Here is a 21,084-nt window from a genome sequence, read left to right on the forward strand (position 1 = left end):
CGACGGGGTGCGATATGCCCCGGCGATCCTCATTGGCAGGGTCGTCAGGAAGCTTGCCCGGTGGCGTAAACCGGGTGGTGGCTCGGCGATTCCGGGCGTGGTCGTCAATGCGATTGCGCCCGGATTCCTTCCGCGCACCCTGAACAGCTTTCCCGGAGGGCTCGTCATCGTGACGGGTTCGAGTGGCAAGTCGACGACGACGAAGATGCTCGTTGCGGCTCTGCGCGCGCACGGGGTCAGTGTCTTTACGAACCCCTCCACGGCCAATATCAGCCAGGGCCTGACCTCGGCGCTGCTTGAGCAGGTGTCGCTCGCCGGTCGCATCGACGGCGACATCGCCGTGCTCGAGATGGATGAAGGCCATGGCGCCTTGATCTCCGCATCACTCACGCCGCGGGTCGTCGCCTTGACCAATGTGATGGTCGATCAGATCGATCGTTTTCACGATTCTGAAATGGTCGCGACGATGCTCRCGAAAATTGCGGCTCGGGCGACCGAGGCGGTCGTGCTGAATAGCGACGACCAATACCTTGTCGAACTCGGTGACCGGCTGAGTGGTGTCCGGGTCGACCGGTACGGCGTCAGCGCCGAGGTGCTGGACCAGAACCCGCGCGGCCTCGGCTACACCCAAACGGCCCGCGACCGGTTGCCGGCGGGGGAGGGCGTTGTGCTCACCCGGGTGAAGGGCCGCGATGCCCAGTTGAATCTCGATGGTCGCACCTATTCGTTCACACTGCCGGCCCGTGGCACTCACTATGCGGTCGACGCCGCCACGGCATTGGCCACCGCGCGCTCGGCTCTCGGTGAGCGGTTCGATCCGGTCGTCGCGCTGGCGGCCATCTCGGCGATCCCTCCGGTCTTCGGGCGTGGGGAGATCGTCTCGGTGCGTGGGCGCATGGTCGAGTTCGTGTTGGTTCAGAACCCAGCGAGTTTTCAGCTCAACGTGGACAGCCTGGAACCCGGCACCGAACAGATCATGATCGCCATCGGTTCGGATGTGCGCGACCCGTCTTACTTCTGGCCGGTCGACACGTCGGGGCTCGGTCACGTGCTGCTCGCCTCAGGTTCTAAGGCCTCTGACATTGCCCTGCAGCTGGCCTACGACGGCGTCTCCGTTGATCGGGTGGAACCCGATCTCGGTCAGGCGCTCGACGCGTTCCTTGCTCTTCCCGACCCGGCTCACGGGCTGAAGACAATCATCTTCTCCGCCGACTCGATGCGCCGCACGCGTGCGCATCTCGGGTTGACTTCCAACGACGAGGAGCCGTCATGACCACGTCGCTGACCATTGTTTCGGTGCTGCCTGAACTTCTCGGCACGAACGGGGATGCGGCGAATGCTCGCGTGCTCCGCCGCCGGGCCGAGTGGGCGGGCTTCCAGGCGAACGTCGTCGAGGTGCGCACCGCGGCCGATCTCCCATCGATCGTCGATGCGGTTGTCGTCGGTTCGGGAACCGATGGCGACCTGGCCGTGGCGCGGGACATCCTGGCCACGATGACGGACGAGTTTCGCGCGTGGTCGACGGGCGGGGTTCCGATCCTTGCGGTCGGCACCGGCTGGGAACTGCTCAGCTGGGGCATCGAACAAGCCGATGGCCCGGTAATCGAAGGCCTGGGTCTCGTCGCCGGCCGCGCTGTTCCGCGCACGGAGCGGGTGACCGACGACCTCATCGTGAAGACTAAGTACGGCCGTTTGATCGGGTTCGAGAACCACGCGCGCGACTATGTCGGCGCCGAAGGTTCGCCGCTCGGACGAGTGCTGTCCGGCACCGGAAACGGTGCCGGTTTCGAAGGCCTGGTGATGGGGGAGTTCTTCGGAACCCACCTCCACGGTCCGGTGCTCGCCCGAAACCCGCAGTTTGCCGATCACCTACTGGAGATCATGGCGGCCCGGCACGGTGCGTCCTACCGCCGCGGCGACGACGCAGCTTTTGCCGATGAAATGGCGCAAGCCGCACGCAATCAAATTGCAGTGCGTCTCGCTCAGGCTGCTGAGTAACGAGCCGTTAAAAGTAATCAGCCAAGCTCCGGTGTTCCGGTGCTTGGCTGATTGAGCTCTGTAGGAGCTGAGCGTTCTAGGAGCGCTGGTCTTCGAGGAGTCGGCTCGACTCGTCGTGCCAGCTCTCGGCGATTGCCGACAGCTTCTCCTGGTGCTTACGACCGTGGTGCGCGCAGAACAGCAGTTCACTGTTGTTCACGACGACCCGAATGTAGGCCTGGGCGCCACAAGCGTCGCAGCGGTCGGCTGCGGTGAGCTGGTGGGGGGCGCCCTGCTGGTCGACGGCACCATTATCGGTGGCGATCTGGGACATGTTCTCCTCCTCCAGTTGCGAAGCCTGAAACCCAAGCTTTAAGGCTGATACTCAATCAAAACACGCCTTTGCCTTCCCAGCGAGCATTCTGGCTGTTATTTCGCTGACCGCGTAGTAACGGCAAGGAGTGTCAGCCGGGCAGTGTCAGGCTTGTTCAGTAGTGTTAACCGTTGTGAGTTCTGACTATTCCGCACGCCACCTTTCGGTCCTTGAGGGTCTCGAAGCAGTTCGCAAACGTCCCGGCATGTACATCGGGTCAACCGACTCGCGGGGACTCATGCACTGTCTCTGGGAAGTCATCGACAACTCGGTCGACGAGGCGCTGGCCGGACACGGCAACAGCATCGATATCGTGCTGCACCCCGACCAAAGCGTTGAGGTACGTGACACGGCGCGCGGCATCCCCGTCGACATCGAGCCGAAGACCGGCCTGACGGGTGTCGAAGTGGTCTTCACCAAGCTTCACGCCGGCGGAAAGTTCGGCAGCGGGTCCTACGCCGCATCCGGCGGACTGCACGGTGTGGGCGCCTCGGTGGTCAACGCCCTGTCCGAGCGCCTCGACGTCGAGGTCGACCGTGACGGCAAGACCTATGCGATGTCGTTCCACCGCGGCGAGCCCGGCAACTTCGCCGACACGGGCGAGAAGAGCCCAGATGCCCCGTTCACGCCGTTCGAGAAGAAGAGCGAGCTGCGTGTCATCGGAAAGGTGAAGAAGGGGGTCACCGGCACACGCATCCGTTACTGGGCTGATCGCCAGATCTTCACCAAGGGCGCGACCTTCCAAAACGATGAGCTTCTCGCCCGTGCGCGTCAGACGGCTTTCCTTGTGCCGGGGCTGGCCATCGAAATCGACGACCTCCGTGCTGAGGAGCCGATCCACGAATCGTTCAAGTTCGAGGGCGGCATCTCAGAGTTCGTCGATCACCTGGCGACGGATGCCCCGCTCACTGACACCTGGCGCCTGACCGGTGACGGCCACTTCACCGAGACGGTTCCCGTGCTCACCGACTCCGGCACGATGGTGCCGACCGAGCTGAAGCGCGATTGCCATGTCGACATCGCGTTGCGGTGGGGAACCGGCTACGACACTGTCGTCCGCAGCTTCGTCAACATCATCGCAACGCCCAAGGGCGGCACCCACCAGGCCGGCTTCGAGGCCGGGCTCCTCAAGTTTCTGCGTGCCGAGGTCGAGAAGAATGCCCGCCGGCTCAAGGTGGGTTCCGACAAGCTGGAGAAAGACGACGTGCTGGCCGGTTTGACGGCCGTGCTCACCGTGCGTCTGCCTGAGCCGCAGTTCGAAGGTCAGACCAAAGAGGTTCTCGGCACCCCGGCCGTGCGCGCGATCGTGGCCAACGTCATCGCGAAGACGATGAACGAACGCTTCACCTCGAGCAAGCGTGACGACAAGGCGCAGTCCGCCCTCGTGCTCGACAAGATCGTCGCCGAAATGAAGTCGCGCATCTCAGCGCGTGCGCACAAAGAGACGCAGCGCCGCAAGAACGCGCTCGAGAGCTCGTCGCTTCCGGCCAAGCTCGTCGATTGCCGCAGCAACGACGTCGCCACCAGTGAGCTGTTCATCGTCGAGGGTGACTCGGCGCTCGGCACGGCGAAGCTGGCGCGCGACAGCGAGCACCAGGCGTTGCTGCCGATCCGCGGCAAGATCCTGAACGTGCAGAAGGCATCCGTCTCCGACATGCTCAGCAACGCCGAGTGTGCGTCGATCATCCAGGTGATCGGGGCCGGGTCGGGGCGCAGCTTCGATCTGTCTGCAGCGCGCTACGGGCGGATCATCATCATGAGCGACGCCGACGTCGACGGCGCCCACATCCGCACCCTGCTGCTCACCCTGTTCTTCAGGTACATGCGCCCGATGATTGAAGACGGTCGTGTCTTCGCTGCGGTGCCACCGTTGCACCGGGTCGTGGTGATGAACCCGGGATCCAAGCCCAACGAGACGATCTACACCTATTCCGAAGCCGAACTTCAGGGCGTTCTCGCGGGGTTGAAGCGCAGCGGAAAGCGCTACCAAGACCCGATCCAGCGGTACAAGGGCCTCGGCGAGATGGATGCCGATCAGCTGGCGACAACCACCATGGAACGTGCACACCGCACCCTGCGCCGCGTTCAGGTTTCTGACGCAGAGGCCGCCGGTGCCATGTTCGAGCTTCTGATGGGCAACGAAGTTGCTCCCCGCAAGGAGTTCATCATCGACAGCTCGGCGACGATGTCGAGGGACCGCATCGACGTCTAGGCGGCAACACGCACGGATACACAGTGCCGTGCTCACAGGGTTTCTCAGCCCCGCGAGCACGGCACTTCGTCATTCTGAGCGTCACTTCTCAGTGCGCGGTATCGCTGCTTTCCTCGCTGCGCCTCACGTTGCTTCTTGCGGGGCAACTCACCGGGGCCGACTTCGCCGCTCCGGCTGTTCTGCGCTGAGCGGCCGCCCCGCGTCGACCGGTGCCGCACAGCCCCGGCGCGGTCTATCCCGCTGGGCGAGGGGTAGACCGCGCGCCTGCGGGGATACACCGCGCCGAGAAGGGTGGGGGCTCGTGGCTGCCAGTCGCGCGGGACGATGAAGAGCCCGCCTCAACGAGGCGGGCTCTTCACAATTCACCGGTTGCGCAGCCTAGCTCAGTGCTGCACCGATCGCGCCGACAACGGCGTCGAGCATGGTTCCTGAGGCGTCACGGCGTGCGCCCGATTCGGGAAGTGCGCGGGGTGTTCCGTCGAGAGCCACCGCGTGCGCCGGTGCCGGACCGACCCAGGCCAGAGCCAGGGTGTCTTCGCCCTTGAGGAAACGCTGCGACCGCACGCCGCCCGTCGCCCGGCCCTTGGCCGGGTACTCGGTGAACTCCGACACCTTGGCGCTGCCGGGATCAATGCCCAGTAGCGTCTGGCTGCCGATCGCGACGGTGGCGACGACCGCGGTCTCCGCCTCCTCGGGGCTCAGGCTGGTGAAGAACACGACCTGGGCATCCGCTGCCAGCTTGATGCCCGCCATGCCGCCGGCCGCACGCCCTTGCGGCCGCACGCCTGACGCGGGGAAGCGCAAGAGCTGAGAGTCGGAGGCGACGAAGACGAACTCGTCGTCGTCACCGCCCTGAACGGCTCCGATGACTTCGTCTTTCGGCTTCAGAGCGATGATCTCGAAATCGGGCTTGTTGGCCCAATCGCCGGGGGTGACGCGCTTGACGATTCCCTGCTTGGTGCCGAGCGCAATCGCGCGCGGAGATTCCAGTGAGACGAGAGCGAGAATCTTTTCGCTTCGATTCGGCAGCGCCAGGTAGTCGGCAACCTTGACGCCGGCCGCAAGCTGAATCGACGTCGGTGGCATCAGGGGCAGATCGACCGGGGTGAACCGGATGAGACGGCCCAGGTTCGTGACCGCACCGATCTCGGCACGGCTGGTGGTGTCGAGCACCGAGAGCACCGCGTCATGCTTGCTGCGTCGTTTGGTGGGGCCGACGCGGTCGGCCTGGGCGTCGTCGCCCTCATGCAGTTCGACCCGGGCGATGCGCCCGGTCACGCTCAGGTAAACCCGGGTCGGGGTGTCCTGAACTTCGAGCACCACCGCGCCACGCTTCGAGGCGGCGCCGGCGATGCTCGGCTTGGCTTCGGTGAGGAGGGTGCGCCGGGGCGTGCCGAACTTCTCGGCAACCGCCGCCAGCTCGTCGGACACAAGGTTGCGGATTGCCAGCTTGCTTCCGAGCAGTTTCTCCAAAGCAGCGATCTCAGCGAGCAACTGGTCACGTTCGCTCTCCAGCTCGATGCGCGAGAACCGGGTGAGTCGGCGCAGACGCAGCTCGAGAATGTACTCCGCCTGAAGCTGGCTGAGCTCGAACACGTCGATCAGGCGGGTCCGTGCCTGCTCGCTGTCATCACTGGTGCGAATGACCTGAATGACCTCGTCGATGTCGACGATGGCGATGAGGAGGCCCTGCACCAGGTGCAGACGTTCCTTGCGGCGTGCCAGGCGGTAGGCGGACCGGCGGGTGACAACCTCGATACGGTGGCCGACATACACGACGAGCAGCTCACGCAGCCCGAGCGTCTGTGGTCCACCGTCGACCAGTGCGACGGCATTGATGTTGAACGAGTCTTCGAGCGGCGTCACCCGGTAGAGCTGCTCGAGTACCGCCTCCGGGCTGAACCCGGTCTTGATGCCGATGACCAGGCGCAGGCCCTTGGTGCGGTCGGTGAGGTCGGTGACATCGGAGATGCCGCTGAGCTTCTTGTTGTTGACGCCATCCTTGATCTTCTCGATGACCTTCTCAGGCCCGACCAGGTAGGGCAGCTCAGTCACGACCAACCCGGTCTTGCGTGCGGTGATCGCCTCGACCGAGACCCGGGCGCGCGTCTTGAAGCTGCCGCGGCCGGTCGCGTAGGCATCCTTGATGCCGGCCAGCCCGACGATGGTGCCGCCGGTGGGCAGATCGGGGCCGGGAACGAACTCCATCAGGTCTTCGAGCGTCGCATTCGGATGCGCGAGCAGGTGCCGGGCGGCGCCGACGACCTCGACCAGATTGTGCGGGGCCATATTGGTGGCCATGCCGACCGCGATTCCGCTCGCCCCGTTGACCAGCAGGTTCGGGTAGGCGGCGGGAAGCACATCGGGCTGGGTCAGCTGATTGTCATAGTTGGGAACGAAGTTCACGACGTCTTCGTCGAGGTTCTCGGTCATCGCCAGCGCCGGGGCCGCCAGCCGCGCCTCGGTGTAGCGCGAGGCGGCCGGGCCGTCGTCGAGCGAGCCGAAGTTTCCGTGGCCGTCGATGAGCGGAACGCGAAGCGTGAACGCCTGCGCCATGCGCACGAGTGTGTCGTAGATGGCGGTGTCGCCGTGCGGGTGCAGCTTGCCCATCACCTCGCCGACAACCCGGGCCGACTTCACATGGCCTTTGTCTGGTCGCAGGCCCATTTCGCTCATCTGGTAGAGGATGCGGCGCTGCACGGGCTTCAGGCCATCTCGCGCGTCGGGGAGGGCGCGCGAGTAAATCACTGAGTAGGCGTATTCCAGGAACGAGCCTTGCATCTCGACGGAAACGTCGACGTCTTCAATGCGTTCGGTAATCGAGGCGGGGGGAGTGCTGTCTTTGCGGCTCATTCGTGACTTCTGCTTCAGGCGTGCGCTGTGCGTGAGGCAGGCACTGTGCACTTCGGTGAGATGCGGACGTGCGGAACAGCTGTGAAAGACTTGTCCCGATGCCTTCAATTCTACCGGCCCGCCAATTCGGAGCCCTGCGCCTGGCCGATGTTCTGACAAGTTCTCTTGCCGCAATCTGCGGCGAACCCAACACCTTCGGGCTTCCCCCCGTGGCCAAGGCCGTGGTGGTGCTCGCTGACGGGCTCGGCGTGAGCTCGATCAAAGCGCGCGCCGGGCACGCCCGGTTTCTTGCGTCGAGGCTGACCAAGACTTCGGTGATCGAAGGTGTCTTCCCGGCGACGACGGTGGCCGGCATCGCCGCGCTGACCACGGGTGCGCAACCAGGAATGCACGGCCTGGTCGGCTACCGCGTACTCGATGAAGCCAATGACCGTGTGGTGAACCAGATCAACGGCTGGGATGAGGGAATGCCTCCCGAGACCTGGCAGCGCGCGCGCACCGTTTTCGAACAGGCAACGGATGTCGGCGTGCCGTCGTTCGTGATCGGGCCCAAACGCTACGACGCCTCGGGCCTCACCCAGGCGGTGCTTCGCGGAGCGACCTACGTCGCTGCAGACTCGGTTGCCGACCGCTTCGCCGCGGCCCGGCGAGTGCTTGACGAGAATGACCGGGCGCTCGTCTATCTCTACGTCGCCGAGCTCGACATAGCCGCCCATGCCCACGGCTGGGAATCGGCGAAGTGGCTGGGGGCCCTCGAAACCCTCGACGGCGAGATCGCCGCCTTCGCGGGAGGGTTGGGCGCCGACGAAGGCCTGCTGCTCACCGCAGACCACGGTGTAATTGACGTGCCGCACACCAAGCACATACTTTTCGACACGGTTCCGGAGCTGGTTGCGGGAGTTCGCCACATCGGGGGAGACCCGCGCTGCCTCTACCTCTACCTGGAGTCTCCGACGCCCGGTGCGGCCGATGCGTTGGCCGAGGACTGGCGCAGCGTCGAAGGAGACCGTGCCTGGGTGTTCACGCGTGACGAGGCGATCGCATCCGGTCTCTTCGGCCCGGTCGCCGACGAGGTACTGCCGCGCATCGGCGACGTAATCGTGGCGGCGCGCAAACTCGTCGCCTATTACGACTCCCGCGAACCCAATCAGACTGCGCGACAGATGATCGGCCAGCACGGCTCAATGACCGATGACGAGGTGCGCGTTCCGCTGATTCGTGCGGGCGCCTTCAGCAACTGAGGCTCAAGAAACAACTGACCCGCAGCCGAATCGGCTGCGGGTCAGTTGTGTGGTTCAGGGTGTAGATCAGCTCGGGTACTGGCCGCGCTTCACCTGAGGCTTCGGCAGGCGCATCGGGCGCAGCTGGAGCGCGCGCATCGCTGCGTACCAACGCACCTTCTCCGCCTTGTCGGCACCGAACTTGGCGGCAACCTTACGGGTGACGATGAAACCGAGGATGACGCAGTCGACAACTGCAACGAGGAAGAACGCCCAGAGGGCGAGGATGCCGTACGTCTGCACTGCAGGGTCGGGGAAGAAGGTGAGCAGGATCACCAGGAACATGACCGGAATCATGAACTCGCCCACGTTGAAACGCGCGTCGACGTAGTCACGCACGTAGCGCTTCTGCGGTCCACGCTCGCGAAGGGGGAGGTACTTGTCTTCGCCGTTTGCCATTCCGATGCGGGCGCGTCCTCGCGCCTCCATCGACTTTTCGCGGGCTTGCTTGGCGGCAATCTTGCGATCACCGGGGACGAGCGGACGCTGGTTGGCAGCTTCTTGCTGCTTGCGCGTCGGCGTCGCCTGACCTTTTCCGGTCGTGGCCGCAGCAGCGAGGCGAGCTGCAGTTTCGTCGGCAGTCTCAATCGACGGCTGGGCGTCGGGGTTTACAGGGTTCTTAGCCACATCAATTCCTTGCGATTGGTTGCTTTAAGATTACCTCCATGACGGATACCCAGAAGCCAGTCTCTGAAGTTGTTCCCGAACTCGATTCCGCGTTGCGCGCGGCCGTTGAACGCGGCCTACCCGGCACGATCGCCGACCTCTCTGCGCTTGTGCGCATCCCGTCGGTTTCGTGGGCGGCATTCGACCGAAACCAGGTCGCCGCCAGCGCCGACGCAGTCGCCGCCCTGGCCCGTGATCTCGGGGTGTTTGACGTCGTCGAGGTGAAGCAAGCCGGCATTCCCGGCACCGACGAGCTCGGTCAGCCCGCCGTGATTGCAACGCGCGCCGCCCGAAACGGGCGGCCGACCGTTGTGCTCTACGCCCACCACGACGTGCAGCCTCCCGGCAAAGACGAAGAGTGGGAGTCGAACCCATTCGAGCCCACCGTGCGCGGCGACCGCCTCTACGGCCGTGGCGCCGCCGACGACAAAGCGGGCGTGATGGCCCACATCGGCGCCATCCGCGCGCTGGTCGAAGCGGAAGGGGCCGACTTCGATCTCGGTCTCACCCTGTTCATCGAAGGCGAGGAGGAGTTCGGCAGCCGCTCGTTCGCCACCTTCCTCGAAGAGAACCATGCAGCGCTCTCGGGTGACGTGATCGTGGTCGCCGACTCCAATAACTGGGACATCGACACGCCGGCACTGACGATCGGCCTGCGCGGAAATGTCACCTTCCGGTTGACGGTGCGCACGCTCACCCATGCCTCGCACTCCGGAATGTTCGGGGGAGCGGTGCCGGATGCGATGCTGGCCACGATTCGCCTGCTGTCGACACTTCACGACGCTGACGGCGGCGTCGCCGTGGCCGGGCTGACCAGTCACGACCAAGAGACACCGCCCTACTCCGAGGAGCAATTGCGCCGGGAGACCGGGCTGCTCGATGGCGTGTCGCCGATCGGACACGGCACGATTCTCAGCAGGATCTGGGCTCAGCCATCGATTACCGTCACCGGAATCGATGCGCCGACTGTCGCGAACGCGTCAAACACTCTCTCCCCGGCGATCAGCGTGCAAATCAGTGTGCGCGTCGCCCCCGGTCAGGAGGCTCAGTCGGCATATGAGGCGATCGAGAAGCACCTCAGAGAGAACGCACCGTTTGGCGCGCACCTCGAGATCGATGACGTCGACACGGGGGAGCCGTTCCTCGTTGACACCAGCGGCTGGGCGGTCGCCTCGGTGCGGCAGGCGATGGCCGATGCGTGGGGCGTGCCACCGGTTGACATCGGAGTCGGTGGGTCGATCCCGTTCATCGCCGACCTCGTTCGGGTGTTCCCGGCCGCGCAGATCCTGGTCACCGGCGTCGAAGACCCTGACTCCCGGGCGCACAGTCCCAACGAGTCGCTGCACCTCGGCGTGTTCAAGCGGGCGCTTCTGACCGAGGCCTACCTCTTGGGGCGCTTGAACCGCCGCGACGCCGTCTAGAACCGGCTGCTTGAATTCGCCACGCGCATCCGCGACGTCAGTGACGCCCGAAATGACGCTCGGGAATGTTCACGGCGAGTTCAACGTTGCCGGAGTTAGAATCTTTTCAATACCGGCCCCCGTGCCGAGCTATCCCAGTGCCGAACGACCGAACCGACGCGATCACTCACCTGATCGAACCGAGGAGCACCATGACTGACACCATCACCACTGCGTCCCAGACCGCCGACGCCGCAGTTCACGCCGTCGGGCTGAGCGACGCCGCAGCCGACAAGGTGCGCAGCCTGCTCTCACAGGAGGGCCGCGAAGACCTGCGTCTGCGCGTAGCCGTGCAGCCGGGCGGATGCTCGGGTCTGATCTACCAGCTTTACTTCGACGAGCGCACGCTCGATGGTGACGCTGTGCGTGACTTCGACGGCGTCGAAGTGATCGTCGACAAGATGAGCGTTCCCTACCTGGAGGGCGCAACCATCGACTTTGAAGACAYGATTCAGAAGCAGGGATTCACCATCGACAACCCCAATGCGGGTGGAAGCTGCGCGTGTGGAGATTCTTTCCACTAGTTAGCCGAAGCACGTCAACCTGGGAGATCATCCGTCTGGATGGTCTCCCATCTGGCTTTTTCGGCCCGTTTTACCGGGAAATTTTCAGGCAGACGGCGACTTCTCGAGCGACTCGGCCCCCAGAGTGCACATTGGGCGGCATCTGCCGGAGTAGGCTAGAACCGGTCAAAGCACTTCCTGTGAAGTGCCCTCGAGTCTCCCGAAAGGTCACCGGTGCGCACAAATCGCCGTCTCCGATGGGCTGCAATTCCGATCGCAGCGACGTTAACCATTGTTCTTGCCGGGTGCACTACCGCCCAGCTGAATGGTTTTCTCCCCGGCTTTGTTGATGGCGAATCGGCGGTGACAAATCACACCGAGCGCATTTCAGGGCTCTGGACCACTTCGTGGATCGTGTTGCTCATCGTCGGTCTCATCACCTGGGGCCTTACTATCTGGGCGGTCGTTGTCTACCGACGCCGCAAGGGTCAGACCGGTCTTCCGGTCCAGATGCGTTACAACATGCCGATCGAGATCTTCTACACAATCGTGCCGCTGATCTTGGTGCTGGGCTTCTTCGCCTTCACCGCGCGTGACCAGGCTGCGATCGAAGCTCGCTTCGACAAGCCGGACGTGCAGATTGAGGTCATGGCCAAGCAGTGGGCTTGGGACTTCAACTACGTGAACGAAGACGTCTACTCCGCGGGCATTCAGGCCCAGCCGAAGCTCGATGCTCCGGCCGGCACGATCAAGGAAGCCGAGCTGCCGAAGCTGGTTCTTCCGGTCGGCGCGAAGGTCGAGTTCAAGCTCGAGTCGCGCGACGTTATCCACTCGTTCTGGGTTATCGACTTCTTGTACAAGAAAGACGTGATTCCGGGCAAGACGAACTACATGTCGCTGATCCCCGAACGCGTCGGCACGTACGCCGGCAAGTGTGCGGAACTGTGTGGCGAGTACCACTCCCTCATGCTCTTCAACGTCGAGGTCGTCTCTCAGGCTGACTACGACACGTACATCGAGTCGCTGCGTGCAGCCGGCAACACCGGTCAGCTCGGTCAGGAATATGACCGAAACAGCAATCTTCCGGGCACGGGTGCCCCGACCATCGAGGAGGGCCACTAACCCATGAGCACCATCACAGCACCCGCCCCGACACCGACGGCGTCACAGGGCTCATCGCCCGTGACCTCGCCGTCGGCTGAGCGCAAGGGCAACATCCTGGTCAAGTGGATCACCTCCACCGACCACAAGGTCATCGGGTACATGTACCTGATCACCTCGTTCATCTACTTCTGCATCGGCGGCGTGATGGCCTTGGTCATCCGCGCACAGCTCTTCGCCCCGGGTCTTGAGATTGTTCAGACCAAGGAGCAGTACAACCAGCTGTTCACGATGCACGGCACGATCATGTTGCTCATGTTCGCCACCCCGCTCTTCTTCGGGTTCGCGAACGCCCTCATGCCGCTGCAGATCGGTGCTCCCGACGTGGCATTCCCGCGTCTGAACGCCTTCTCCTACTGGCTCTTCAACTTCGGTAGCCTCATCGCCGTCGCTGGGTTCCTCACCCCGCAGGGTGCTGCATCCTTCGGTTGGTTTGCTTATCAGCCGCTGGCATCGACGACGTTCTCGCCCGGTGTCGGTGGAAACCTCTGGATGGTCGGCCTGGGTCTCTCGGGATTCGGCACGATCCTCGGTGGTGTGAACTTCATCACCACGATCATCACGATGCGTGCCCCCGGTATGACCATGTTCCGCATGCCGATCTTCACGTGGAACGCGCTCGTCACCTCGATCCTGATCCTGATGGCGTTCCCGGTTTTGGCCGCAGCCCTGCTGGCCGCCGCTGCAGACCGTATCTTCAACGCTCATATCTACGACCCAGCAAATGGTGGCGCCATCCTCTGGCAACACCTGTTCTGGTTCTTCGGACACCCTGAGGTCTACATCATTGCGCTGCCGTTCTTCGGCATCGTCTCCGAAGTGTTCCCGGTGTTCAGCCGCAAGCCGATCTTCGGGTACAAGACCCTCGTCTACGCCACGATCTCGATTGCTGCTCTCTCGGTCACGGTGTGGGCTCACCACATGTACGTCACCGGCTCCGTGTTGCTGCCCTTCTTCTCGCTGATGACGATGCTCATCGCGGTTCCAACCGGTGTGAAGATCTTCAACTGGATCGGCACGATGTGGCGCGGGTCGTTGACCTTCGAAACCCCGATGCTCTGGGCGATCGGCTTCCTGGTCACGTTCACCTTCGGTGGTCTGACCGGTGTCATCCTCGCGTCGCCGCCGCTCGACTTCCACGTGTCTGACACCTACTTCGTCGTGGCGCACTTCCACTACGTCGTCTTCGGCACCGTCGTCTTCGCCATGTTCAGTGGCTTCTACTTCTGGTGGCCGAAGTGGACGGGCAAGATGCTCAACGAGACTCTCGGAAAGTGGCACTTCTGGTTGCTGTTCATCGGCTTCCACACCACCTTCCTCGTGCAGCACTGGCTGGGTGTCGTTGGTATGCCGCGTCGTTACGCGACCTACTCACCGGAAGACGGCTTCACCTGGATGAACGAGTTGTCGACCATCGGTGCAATGATCCTCGCGGTCTCGCTGATCCCGTTCTTCTTGAACGTGTACATCACCGCTCGCAAGGCGCCGAAGGTCACGGTCAACGACCCCTGGGGTTACGGTGCTTCCCTCGAGTGGGCCACGTCGTGCCCGCCGCCGCGTCACAACTTCACCTCGATTCCGCGTATCCGGTCGGAGCGCCCCGCGTTCGACCTGAACCACCCCGAGGTGGGCATCCCGGTCGGCATCGGTCCGGCGAAAGATGCACCAGACGCACCCATCTATGACGCCGCCTCGGAAAAGGTCAAGTAAATGAAAGCCAACGTCAATCTCTTCTGGATCCTGACGGTCTTCTTCGCACTCTCCACCATCACCTATGTGGTCTGGAGCCTGCTTGACCCGAACCACCTGGCTGTCGAGTGGGCCGGTACCTTTGCCCTCGCGTTGTCGACGATCCTGTCGGCCTTCCTCGCCTTCTACCTGGGCCGCGTCCACGCCGCTCAGGGTGGAGAGCTTCCGGAAGACCGCCTCGATGCAAACATCGATGATGGCGATCCCGAGATGGGCTTCTTCAGCCCGTGGAGCTGGTGGCCGATCATGCTGGCTGGAAGCGCAGCGTTGCTGTTCCTCGGCCTCGCAGTCGGTTTCTGGATCTGCTTCATCGCGGTCGGTGTCGGCGTCATCAGCCTCGTCGGCTGGGTCTACGAGTACTACCGCGGTCTCTTCGCCCGCTAACGCTGGCAGGCATCTGCTTTCTGAACGCGAAACGCCCTCCTTCGGGAGGGCGTTTTGCGTATCCGGACGCCGTGCACCTGTACGCTCAGTGACAGACAGCGTTGGGGGGCGTGGGCAAATGGTTACTTCACGGATCTGGGCAGGAGCACTCGCCTGCAGCGCGGCACTGGTTCTCACGGGGTGCGTGGGCGACGATCAAACAACTCAGATTCGTAAGTTCCTGTCTGCGGAAAGCAGCCCGATCGACGCCTTGCCCGTTGACGTGAAGGAAGTGGCGAGCGGCGCCGCCACCGGTCGCCTCGTCGGCGAGCTCGCCGGTGTGAGCTACTTTGTGACCGACTACGTCGAAGCGGAGTCGGGGATGCCTGGAATCTGTTTGGTGCTCACTCATCCGCCGAAGGGCAGTGTTTCGGGATGCACGACCGACGCCAACGCCTCACGGCTTTGGATAAGCGGCAGCGCAACCGGAACTGCCAGAATCGTGGCCCCGGATGACCCGGTACCGGACGGCTGGACGAAACTCGGAGGGTTTCTGATCGTGAACCCCGACACGACCTCTTCGTAAGCCTTCAGTGAAGCCGCACTGAATCTAGCTGTGCAGATCCAACCGCATGACGACGCGGGGAAAACCGTTCAACACGGATTCGGTGTCGGCCGCCTTGGTGAATCCGGCCCGCTCGAAAAGTGAGCGAGTGCCGACATAGGCCATCGTGAGATCGACCTTCTCGCCTGCGTTGTCGACCGGGTAACCCTCGATCGCCGGAGCGCCATGTTCGCGTGCGAATTCGACGGCGCCGGCCAGCAGCCGGTGTGAGATCCCGGTTCCACGATGCCCCGGGCGCACGCGGATGCACCAGACCGACCAGACGTCGAGCTCGTCGACGTGCGGAATCTTACGGTTGCGTGCGAACCCGGTGTCGGCGCGAGGATGAACCGCCGCCCAGCCGACTACTTCGCCGTCGTCGTCGTAGGCGAGAACCCCAGGCGGCGGGTCTTCGCTCGTCAGGCGTTTCACTCGCTCACCGCGTTCAGGCCCACGCAGCGCGAGGTTCTCGGTTGACGGGATGCGGTAGCTCAGACACCAGCACACGTTCGCATCGGGGCGTTTCGGCCCCACCATCGTCTTCACGTCGTCGAAGACCGTCGCTGTGCGCACCTGGATCGCCATGCACTCACCCTGGCACTCCCATTCGACGGCGACAACACCGGTCATCGGTGAGGAGAGCGCTTCGGCCAGATCCCGCTGAGCGCGGGGGAGCGGTGATCAGCGGGAGAGCCGGCGGAAGCCGAACACTTCGAATGACGTCGTCACCGGGTGTCGGTCGACCGTGAGGTCGTCCGCATCCTCACGCAGGTCATCTGCGGCGGACTGGTGATGGGCCGACGGCCCCATCCCAACAAGTGCCGTGATCTCTGACTCCGTGAGCCAGACCTCCGCAGAGAGCTGCTGACGGGAGTGCACGGCGAAATACTCGGCGAGTCCGGAGATCAAGACGGCAGCTTTGTCTTCTTGAACGCCGAGGGCACGACCCGCCTCGCGCAATTCGCGCAGGTGGGAAGGCTGGGGGATGACCACGACGAGGAGGCCGTCCGGTCGAAGTACACGTGCGAACTCCGCGGCATTGCGGGGCGCGAAGACGTTGAGGATGACATCGGCTGCGCCATCCTTGATGGGCAGTGGCGACCAGACATTGGCGACAAGGCCGTCGGTTCGGTCCACGTTGCGTACCGTTCGGGAGACCGCCGCAGGCGAAATGTCGACGGCCAACGCGCGCGCCGCCGGCACCTGGTCAAGAACACCGCCCAGGTAGTAGCCGGTGCCGCAGCCGATGTCGACGACGGTGAGCGGCGATTCCGACGCGACGACACGGGTGACGGCCTCCCGGAGCGACGCGTACCAGCCGGCACCCAGAAAAGCATCGCGTGCGGCAAGCATCTCAGCGCTGTCGCCGATCAGCCCGCGGGAGCGCAGCAGGGTGATGAAGCCGCGCTTGTTCACGTCATAGGAATGCCCGGCGTCGCAGGTGACCATGAGCGGTTCCTGCGGGCTGAGCGCAGAAAAACAGACCGGGCATCGAAGCCACTCCGACAAAGTCTGGAGTGACATCGATACCCGATCTGTTATGTGTGTTCCGATCAGCCGTGGTGACTAGTGGTGATCGCCGTGCGACTGGTCGAGTTCCTTCTGGCTGACCGGTGCGATCCGGTCTTCGAAGAACCAACGGGACATCGCGGCACGGAAGTGCTGGCCGGCTGTGATCTGACCCTTGGCGTTCGGGCGGATCATCAACGGCTTGTAGTCCGTGTGGTTGATGAGCTTCCAGCGCTCGTACTCGTCAACGGGCTGGTGCACCTCGATGTACTCGCCGCCGGGGAGGCGAACGATGCGGCCTGACTCGTAGCCGTGCAGCACGATCTCGCGATCCTTCTTCTGCAGCGCCAGACAGATGCGCTTGGTGAGGAAGTAGGCAAGAACCGGTCCGAGGATGGTGATCGCCTGGATGGCGTGGATCACGCCTTCCATCGTGAGGTGGAAGTGGGTCGCGATGATGTCCGACGACGCGGCAGCCCAGAGGCCTGCGTAGAAGGTCACGCCGGCGGCGCCGATCGCGGTGCGGGTCGGAGCGTTGCGCGGGCGGTCCAGGATGTGGTGCTCGCGCTTGTCGCCGGTGATCCACGCCTCGATGAACGGGTAGAACATCACGAGCATGATGAAGATGCCGATGACGATCAACGGGATCAAGATGTTCCACGAGTAGGTGTGGTCGAGCCACACGACCTCGAGTCCCGGCGGAATCAGGCGCAGTGCACCGTCGGCGAATCCGATGTACCAGTCAGGCTGGGTACCGGCAGAAACAGGTGACGGGTCGTACGGGCCGTAGTTCCAGATCGGGTTGATCGTGAACAGCGCAGCCATCAGCATCACGACGCCGAAGACGATGAAGAAGAATCCACCGGCCTTCGCGGCGTAAACCGGGAGAACCGGGAAGCCGACGACGTTCTGGTTGGTCTTGCCCGCACCGGGGTACTGCGTGTGCTTGTGGACAACCACAAACAGGAGGTGCAGTGCGATGAAAGCGACGACCAGAGCGGGCAGCAACAGGATGTGCAGCGAGTAGAGGCGGCCGACGATGTCTTCGCCCGGGAACTCGCCGCCGAAGAGCAGGAAGGAGATCCAGGTTCCGGCGACCGGAATGCCCTTGATGATTCCGTCGATAATGCGCAGACCGTTTCCGGAGAGCAGGTCATCGGGGAGGGAGTAGCCGGTGAAGCCTTCAGCCATCGCGAGGATGAAGAGCACGAAGCCGATCACCCAGTTGAGCTCACGCGGCTTGCGGAACGCACCGGTGAAGTAGATGCGCAGCATGTGCAGGCCGATGGAGGCAACGAAGAGAAGCGCAGCCCAGTGGTGAACCTGGCGCATGAGCAATCCACCACGAACATCGAAGGAGATGTCGAGGGTCGACGCCATGGCGGCAGACATCTCGACACCCTTCAACGGAACATACGAACCGTCGTAGTGCATTTGCGTCATCGACGCCTGGAAGAAGAAGGTCAGAAAGCTTCCAGAGAGAAGAATGATGACGAAGCTGTACAGCGCCACTTCACCGAGAAGGAATGACCAGTGGTCAGGAAAGATCTTTCGACCCAGTTCCTTGACCGCTGTAGAGATGCTGGTGCGCTCATCGAGGTAGTTCGCCGCGGAAGCGGTGAAGCCGCCCGACTTTTTAGCCTCGGCGGGTGCGCTCGTGGTGGTTGACGTGCTCAAGAACGCTCCCAGAAGCTCGGTCCGACGGGTTCGGTGAAGTCGCTCTGCGCGACCAGGTAGCCCTCAGAGTCAACGGCGATGGGCAGCTGGGGGAGCGGCCGCTTGGCCGGTCCGAAGATAACTGCACACTCGTTTGAAACATCAAACTGTGACTGGTGGCACGGGCAGAGCAGGTGGTGTGTCTGCTGCTCGTAGAGAGCAACAGGGCAACCGACGTGGGTGCAAATCTTGGAATACGCGACGATGCCGTCATACGACCAGCTCTTGCGTGAGGGCTGCTCGTGGAGATCTTCCGGCTTCAAACGCATCAGCAAGACTGCGGACTTGGCCTTCTCTTCGAGCTTGCCGTGCTCCAGGTCGACCAAACCCTCGGGGATCACGTGGAACACCGAGCCGAGCGTGACGTCCGATGCTCGGATCGGGGTGCCGCTGGGGTCGACCGTCAGGCGCATGCCCTTCTTCCACATGGTGTGCTCGAGGAGCGCCACCGGATCCTGGTCCTGAGGGCCGAGGCCGCGGAACAGCACCACTGCGGGAAGTGGGAACACGACGAGTGCGCCGATCAGGCTGTTGCGGATGAGGGTGCGACGGCCGAAGCCTGACTCCTCATTCGCTTCCTGGAAGATCTCCACGGAACGGGCACGGGTTTCGTCGCTGCCCTGAACCGGGTGACGCTCATCGACGCCTTCGTGGTCGGACATCAGTGCCTTGCCCCAGTGGACGGCACCAATACCGAGCGCTAGAAGTGCGAGGGCCAGACCCAAACCAATGAACAGGTTGTTCAGTCGAACGGATCCGACGTCTTCACCTTCCATCGGGAAGATCATGTAGGCGGCGATCGCCCAGATGCTGCCCACGATTGACAGGTAGAAGAGCGTGTACACAGCGCGCTCGGCGGTGCGTTCAGCTTTCGGTTCGAGATCTGTCACACGCTTGCGGTGCGGGGGGAGACCTGGGTTGGCGACGGCATCCCGTGCGACGACGGCGATACCGGAGGATTCCTCCGCGTGTGCGCCGGGCGAGTCGGCGGCGATCAGGTCCTTCCCGCCGTTATCGTCCTTGGCCATTGTTCTCCTTCAGGGGCTTTATACGCTGTGTCATGAACCGGTATCCGGTTAGTTCGACTTTGCCGTGATCCACACGGTCAACGCCACGACTGCACCCAGGCCGAAGATCCAGAGGAACAAGCCCTCTGAAACAGGTCCGAGCGAGCCCAGCGCAAAACCGCCCGGCGACGGGTTGTTCTCGAGGTACTTGAGGTAGCTGATGATGTCGCGCTTGCCCTCAGGGGTGATGTTCATGTCGTTGAAGACCGGCATGTTCTGCGGGCCGGTGACCATCGCCTCATAGATGTGCTTGGACGACACGCCCGTCAAAGGGGGAGCGAACTTTCCCTCGGTCAGGGCGCCGCCTGCGCCGGCCACGTTGTGGCACATTGCGCAGTTGATGCGGAAGAGTTCTCCACCGTTGGAGAGGTCACCCTGGCCGTCGAGCACTTCGCCCTCAGGAATCGCGGGGCCGGGAGCCAACGAAGCGACATAGGCGGCAAGAGCTGCAACCTGTTCGTCGGTGAACTGAACGGGCTTCTGTTCTGCCTGCGGTCCGTTGACTGCCATCGGCATCCGGCCGGTTCCGACCTGGAAATCGACAGCAGCAGCGCCGACGCCGATCAAGTTCGGGCCGTCGGCCGTGCCGTCGGCGGCGAGGCCGTGGCAGGTGGCGCAGTTTGCGGCGAAGAGCTTCTTGCCTTCGTCAATGGTCTGCTGGCTCGTGGCATCTGCTTGCGCAGTTGCGGAGCTCGTTGCACTGAAAGCAGCGTAGGCGCCTCCGGTGAAGAGCAGGCCGATGGCAATCAGGGCGACGCTGGCCAAAGGATGGCGACGACCGGCTTTGCGACCCTGCCGGGTAGTGAGTTTTCTGTTCTCGGGCATGCTGTGGTTGTCCGCTTCTGATTTCTATTTGAGAACGTAAATGACCAGGAAGAGCCCGATCCAGACGACGTCGACGAAGTGCCAGTAGTAGGAGACCACGATGGCGCTGGTGGCTTCCTTGTGGCCGAAGTGCTTGACCGCGAAGGCACGGCCGATGACCAGAAGGAATGCGATCAAACCACCGGTCACGTGGATTCCGTGGAATCCGGTTGTGATGTAGAAGGCTGAGCCGTACGCGTTGGAGCTGAGCGAGATGCCCTCCGAGACCAACGTCGCGTACTCAAGCACCTGGCCGGCCACAAAGATGGCGCCGAGGGCGTAGGTGAGGAAGAACCACTCGACCATGCCCCACTGGCTGGGCTTCCAACCGGTCGCCCGAGGCTGAAGTCGCTCTGCAGCGAACACGCCGAACTGGCATGTCACTGAGGAGGACACCAGGATCAGTGTGTTGATCAGCGCGTAAGTGAAATTGTGCTTGTCCGTCTCGAACTGCCACAGTTCGGGCGCAGTCGACCGAAGGGTGAAGTAGATGGCAAAGAGGCCGGCGAAGAACATAACTTCGCTGCCTAGCCAGACAATGGTGCCCACTGCCACGCTGTTGGGCCTGTTCACTACCGGCGCAACAGCCGTATGAGTAATTGAGGTGCTCGTCACCCCTCCATTATGGCCGATATTCGTACAGCTTTTTCTCATTCAGGCATGCCTGTCGCCCAATGGTTATGGTTAGGTAAGCCTTACCGAGCGGTGAAAATCCCCGTGATTTCGG

Annotated in this window: 19 protein-coding genes; 10 read left to right on the plus strand and 9 right to left on the minus strand. The window is 63.1% G+C overall.

Annotated features, from left to right (window positions below; translation table 11 throughout):
- The first annotated feature begins 7 nt into the window (after nt 1-7).
- Together AB4Y63_RS03895 and AB4Y63_RS03900 are read left to right on the plus strand one after the other, a co-directional pair.
- The gene (locus AB4Y63_RS03895; RefSeq protein ID WP_441789732.1) at nt 8-1,273 is read left to right on the plus strand and encodes a MurT ligase domain-containing protein; all 1,266 of its coding nucleotides are present in this window, start codon (nt 8-10) and stop codon (nt 1,271-1,273) included.
- On the plus strand, nt 1,270-1,998 hold the full coding sequence (locus AB4Y63_RS03900; RefSeq protein WP_441789733.1) for a type 1 glutamine amidotransferase: 729 nt from the start codon (nt 1,270-1,272) through the stop codon (nt 1,996-1,998). The genes AB4Y63_RS03895 and AB4Y63_RS03900 overlap by 4 nt, the downstream gene beginning before the upstream one ends.
- Before the next feature lie 76 nt (nt 1,999-2,074).
- On the opposite strand, the gene AB4Y63_RS03905 is transcribed toward AB4Y63_RS03900, so the two are convergent.
- Complete coding sequence (locus AB4Y63_RS03905; protein ID WP_345062831.1) at nt 2,075-2,311, minus strand: DUF7455 domain-containing protein; 237 nt, start codon at nt 2,309-2,311, stop codon at nt 2,075-2,077.
- A 172-nt stretch (nt 2,312-2,483) separates the two neighbouring features.
- Here AB4Y63_RS03905 and AB4Y63_RS03910 point away from each other — a divergent pair, with 172 nt between their 5' ends.
- Entirely contained in the window at nt 2,484-4,562 is a 2,079-nt protein-coding gene (locus AB4Y63_RS03910) for a DNA gyrase/topoisomerase IV subunit B (protein WP_441789734.1), read from the plus strand.
- Between the two features lie 378 nt (nt 4,563-4,940).
- Here AB4Y63_RS03910 and AB4Y63_RS03915 read toward each other — a convergent pair whose 3' ends face one another.
- Nucleotides 4,941-7,415, minus strand: a complete 2,475-nt coding sequence (locus AB4Y63_RS03915) for a DNA gyrase/topoisomerase IV subunit A (RefSeq protein ID WP_441789735.1) — start codon at nt 7,413-7,415, stop codon at nt 4,941-4,943.
- A gap of 98 nt (nt 7,416-7,513) precedes the next feature.
- On the opposite strand from AB4Y63_RS03915, the gene AB4Y63_RS03920 reads away from it, so the two are divergent.
- A complete protein-coding gene (locus tag AB4Y63_RS03920) occupies nt 7,514-8,656 on the plus strand; it encodes an alkaline phosphatase family protein (RefSeq protein WP_441789736.1) in 1,143 nt (380 codons plus the stop codon).
- A gap of 66 nt (nt 8,657-8,722) precedes the next feature.
- On the opposite strand, the gene AB4Y63_RS03925 is transcribed toward AB4Y63_RS03920, so the two are convergent.
- Entirely contained in the window at nt 8,723-9,322 is a 600-nt protein-coding gene (locus AB4Y63_RS03925) for a DUF3043 domain-containing protein (RefSeq protein ID WP_441789737.1), read from the minus strand.
- A 38-nt stretch (nt 9,323-9,360) separates the two neighbouring features.
- Here AB4Y63_RS03925 and AB4Y63_RS03930 point away from each other — a divergent pair, with 38 nt between their 5' ends.
- The 6 genes from AB4Y63_RS03930 to AB4Y63_RS03955 all read left to right on the plus strand — a co-directional run bounded on the left by AB4Y63_RS03930 (nt 9,361) and on the right by AB4Y63_RS03955 (nt 15,183).
- Entirely contained in the window at nt 9,361-10,782 is a 1,422-nt protein-coding gene (locus AB4Y63_RS03930) for a dipeptidase (protein ID WP_441789738.1), read from the plus strand.
- A 191-nt stretch (nt 10,783-10,973) separates the two neighbouring features.
- The gene (locus AB4Y63_RS03935; protein WP_441789739.1) at nt 10,974-11,345 is read left to right on the plus strand and encodes a HesB/IscA family protein; all 372 of its coding nucleotides are present in this window, start codon (nt 10,974-10,976) and stop codon (nt 11,343-11,345) included.
- A gap of 213 nt (nt 11,346-11,558) precedes the next feature.
- On the plus strand, nt 11,559-12,446 hold the full coding sequence (gene ctaC / locus AB4Y63_RS03940) for an aa3-type cytochrome oxidase subunit II (RefSeq protein ID WP_441789740.1): 888 nt from the start codon (nt 11,559-11,561) through the stop codon (nt 12,444-12,446).
- Nucleotides 12,447-12,449: 3 nt separating this feature from the next.
- A complete protein-coding gene (ctaD, locus tag AB4Y63_RS03945; RefSeq protein ID WP_441789741.1) occupies nt 12,450-14,195 on the plus strand; it encodes an aa3-type cytochrome oxidase subunit I in 1,746 nt (581 codons plus the stop codon).
- Nucleotides 14,196-14,618 carry a cytochrome c oxidase subunit 4 gene (locus AB4Y63_RS03950; RefSeq protein WP_441789742.1) on the plus strand — a complete coding sequence of 141 codons (423 nt, stop codon included), beginning with the start codon at nt 14,196-14,198 and terminating at the stop codon, nt 14,616-14,618. It abuts the gene before it with no gap.
- A gap of 118 nt (nt 14,619-14,736) precedes the next feature.
- Nucleotides 14,737-15,183 (plus strand): hypothetical protein, encoded by a 447-nt coding sequence (locus AB4Y63_RS03955; protein ID WP_441789743.1) that lies wholly within the window; start codon nt 14,737-14,739, stop codon nt 15,181-15,183.
- Nucleotides 15,184-15,207: 24 nt separating this feature from the next.
- Here the strand turns inward: AB4Y63_RS03955 and AB4Y63_RS03960 are convergent, their stop codons facing one another.
- The 6 genes from AB4Y63_RS03960 to ctaE all read right to left on the minus strand — a co-directional run bounded on the left by AB4Y63_RS03960 (nt 15,208) and on the right by ctaE (nt 21,011).
- Nucleotides 15,208-15,786: a GNAT family N-acetyltransferase gene (locus AB4Y63_RS03960; protein ID WP_441789744.1), complete on the minus strand. Its 579-nt coding sequence runs from the start codon at nt 15,784-15,786 to the stop codon at nt 15,208-15,210.
- A 96-nt stretch (nt 15,787-15,882) separates the two neighbouring features.
- Nucleotides 15,883-16,725, minus strand: coding sequence for a methyltransferase domain-containing protein (locus AB4Y63_RS03965; RefSeq protein WP_441789745.1), 843 nt, complete (start codon nt 16,723-16,725; stop codon nt 15,883-15,885).
- A 42-nt stretch (nt 16,726-16,767) separates the two neighbouring features.
- The gene (gene qcrB / locus AB4Y63_RS03970) at nt 16,768-18,387 is read right to left on the minus strand and encodes a cytochrome bc1 complex cytochrome b subunit (protein ID WP_441789746.1); all 1,620 of its coding nucleotides are present in this window, start codon (nt 18,385-18,387) and stop codon (nt 16,768-16,770) included.
- Nucleotides 18,384-19,454: a cytochrome bc1 complex Rieske iron-sulfur subunit gene (qcrA, locus tag AB4Y63_RS03975; protein ID WP_441789747.1), complete on the minus strand. Its 1,071-nt coding sequence runs from the start codon at nt 19,452-19,454 to the stop codon at nt 18,384-18,386. The genes qcrB and qcrA overlap by 4 nt, the downstream gene beginning before the upstream one ends.
- 48 nt (nt 19,455-19,502) lie before the next feature.
- Nucleotides 19,503-20,318 (minus strand): cytochrome bc1 complex diheme cytochrome c subunit, encoded by an 816-nt coding sequence (qcrC, locus tag AB4Y63_RS03980; RefSeq protein ID WP_441789748.1) that lies wholly within the window; start codon nt 20,316-20,318, stop codon nt 19,503-19,505.
- Nucleotides 20,319-20,342: 24 nt separating this feature from the next.
- A complete protein-coding gene (gene ctaE, locus AB4Y63_RS03985) occupies nt 20,343-21,011 on the minus strand; it encodes an aa3-type cytochrome oxidase subunit III (RefSeq protein ID WP_441789749.1) in 669 nt (222 codons plus the stop codon).
- Between the last annotated feature and the right edge of the window lie 73 nt (nt 21,012-21,084).

The sequence above is a fragment of the Leifsonia sp. YAF41 genome, from assembly GCF_052113185.1.
Taxonomy (GTDB): domain Bacteria; phylum Actinomycetota; class Actinomycetes; order Actinomycetales; family Microbacteriaceae; genus Cryobacterium.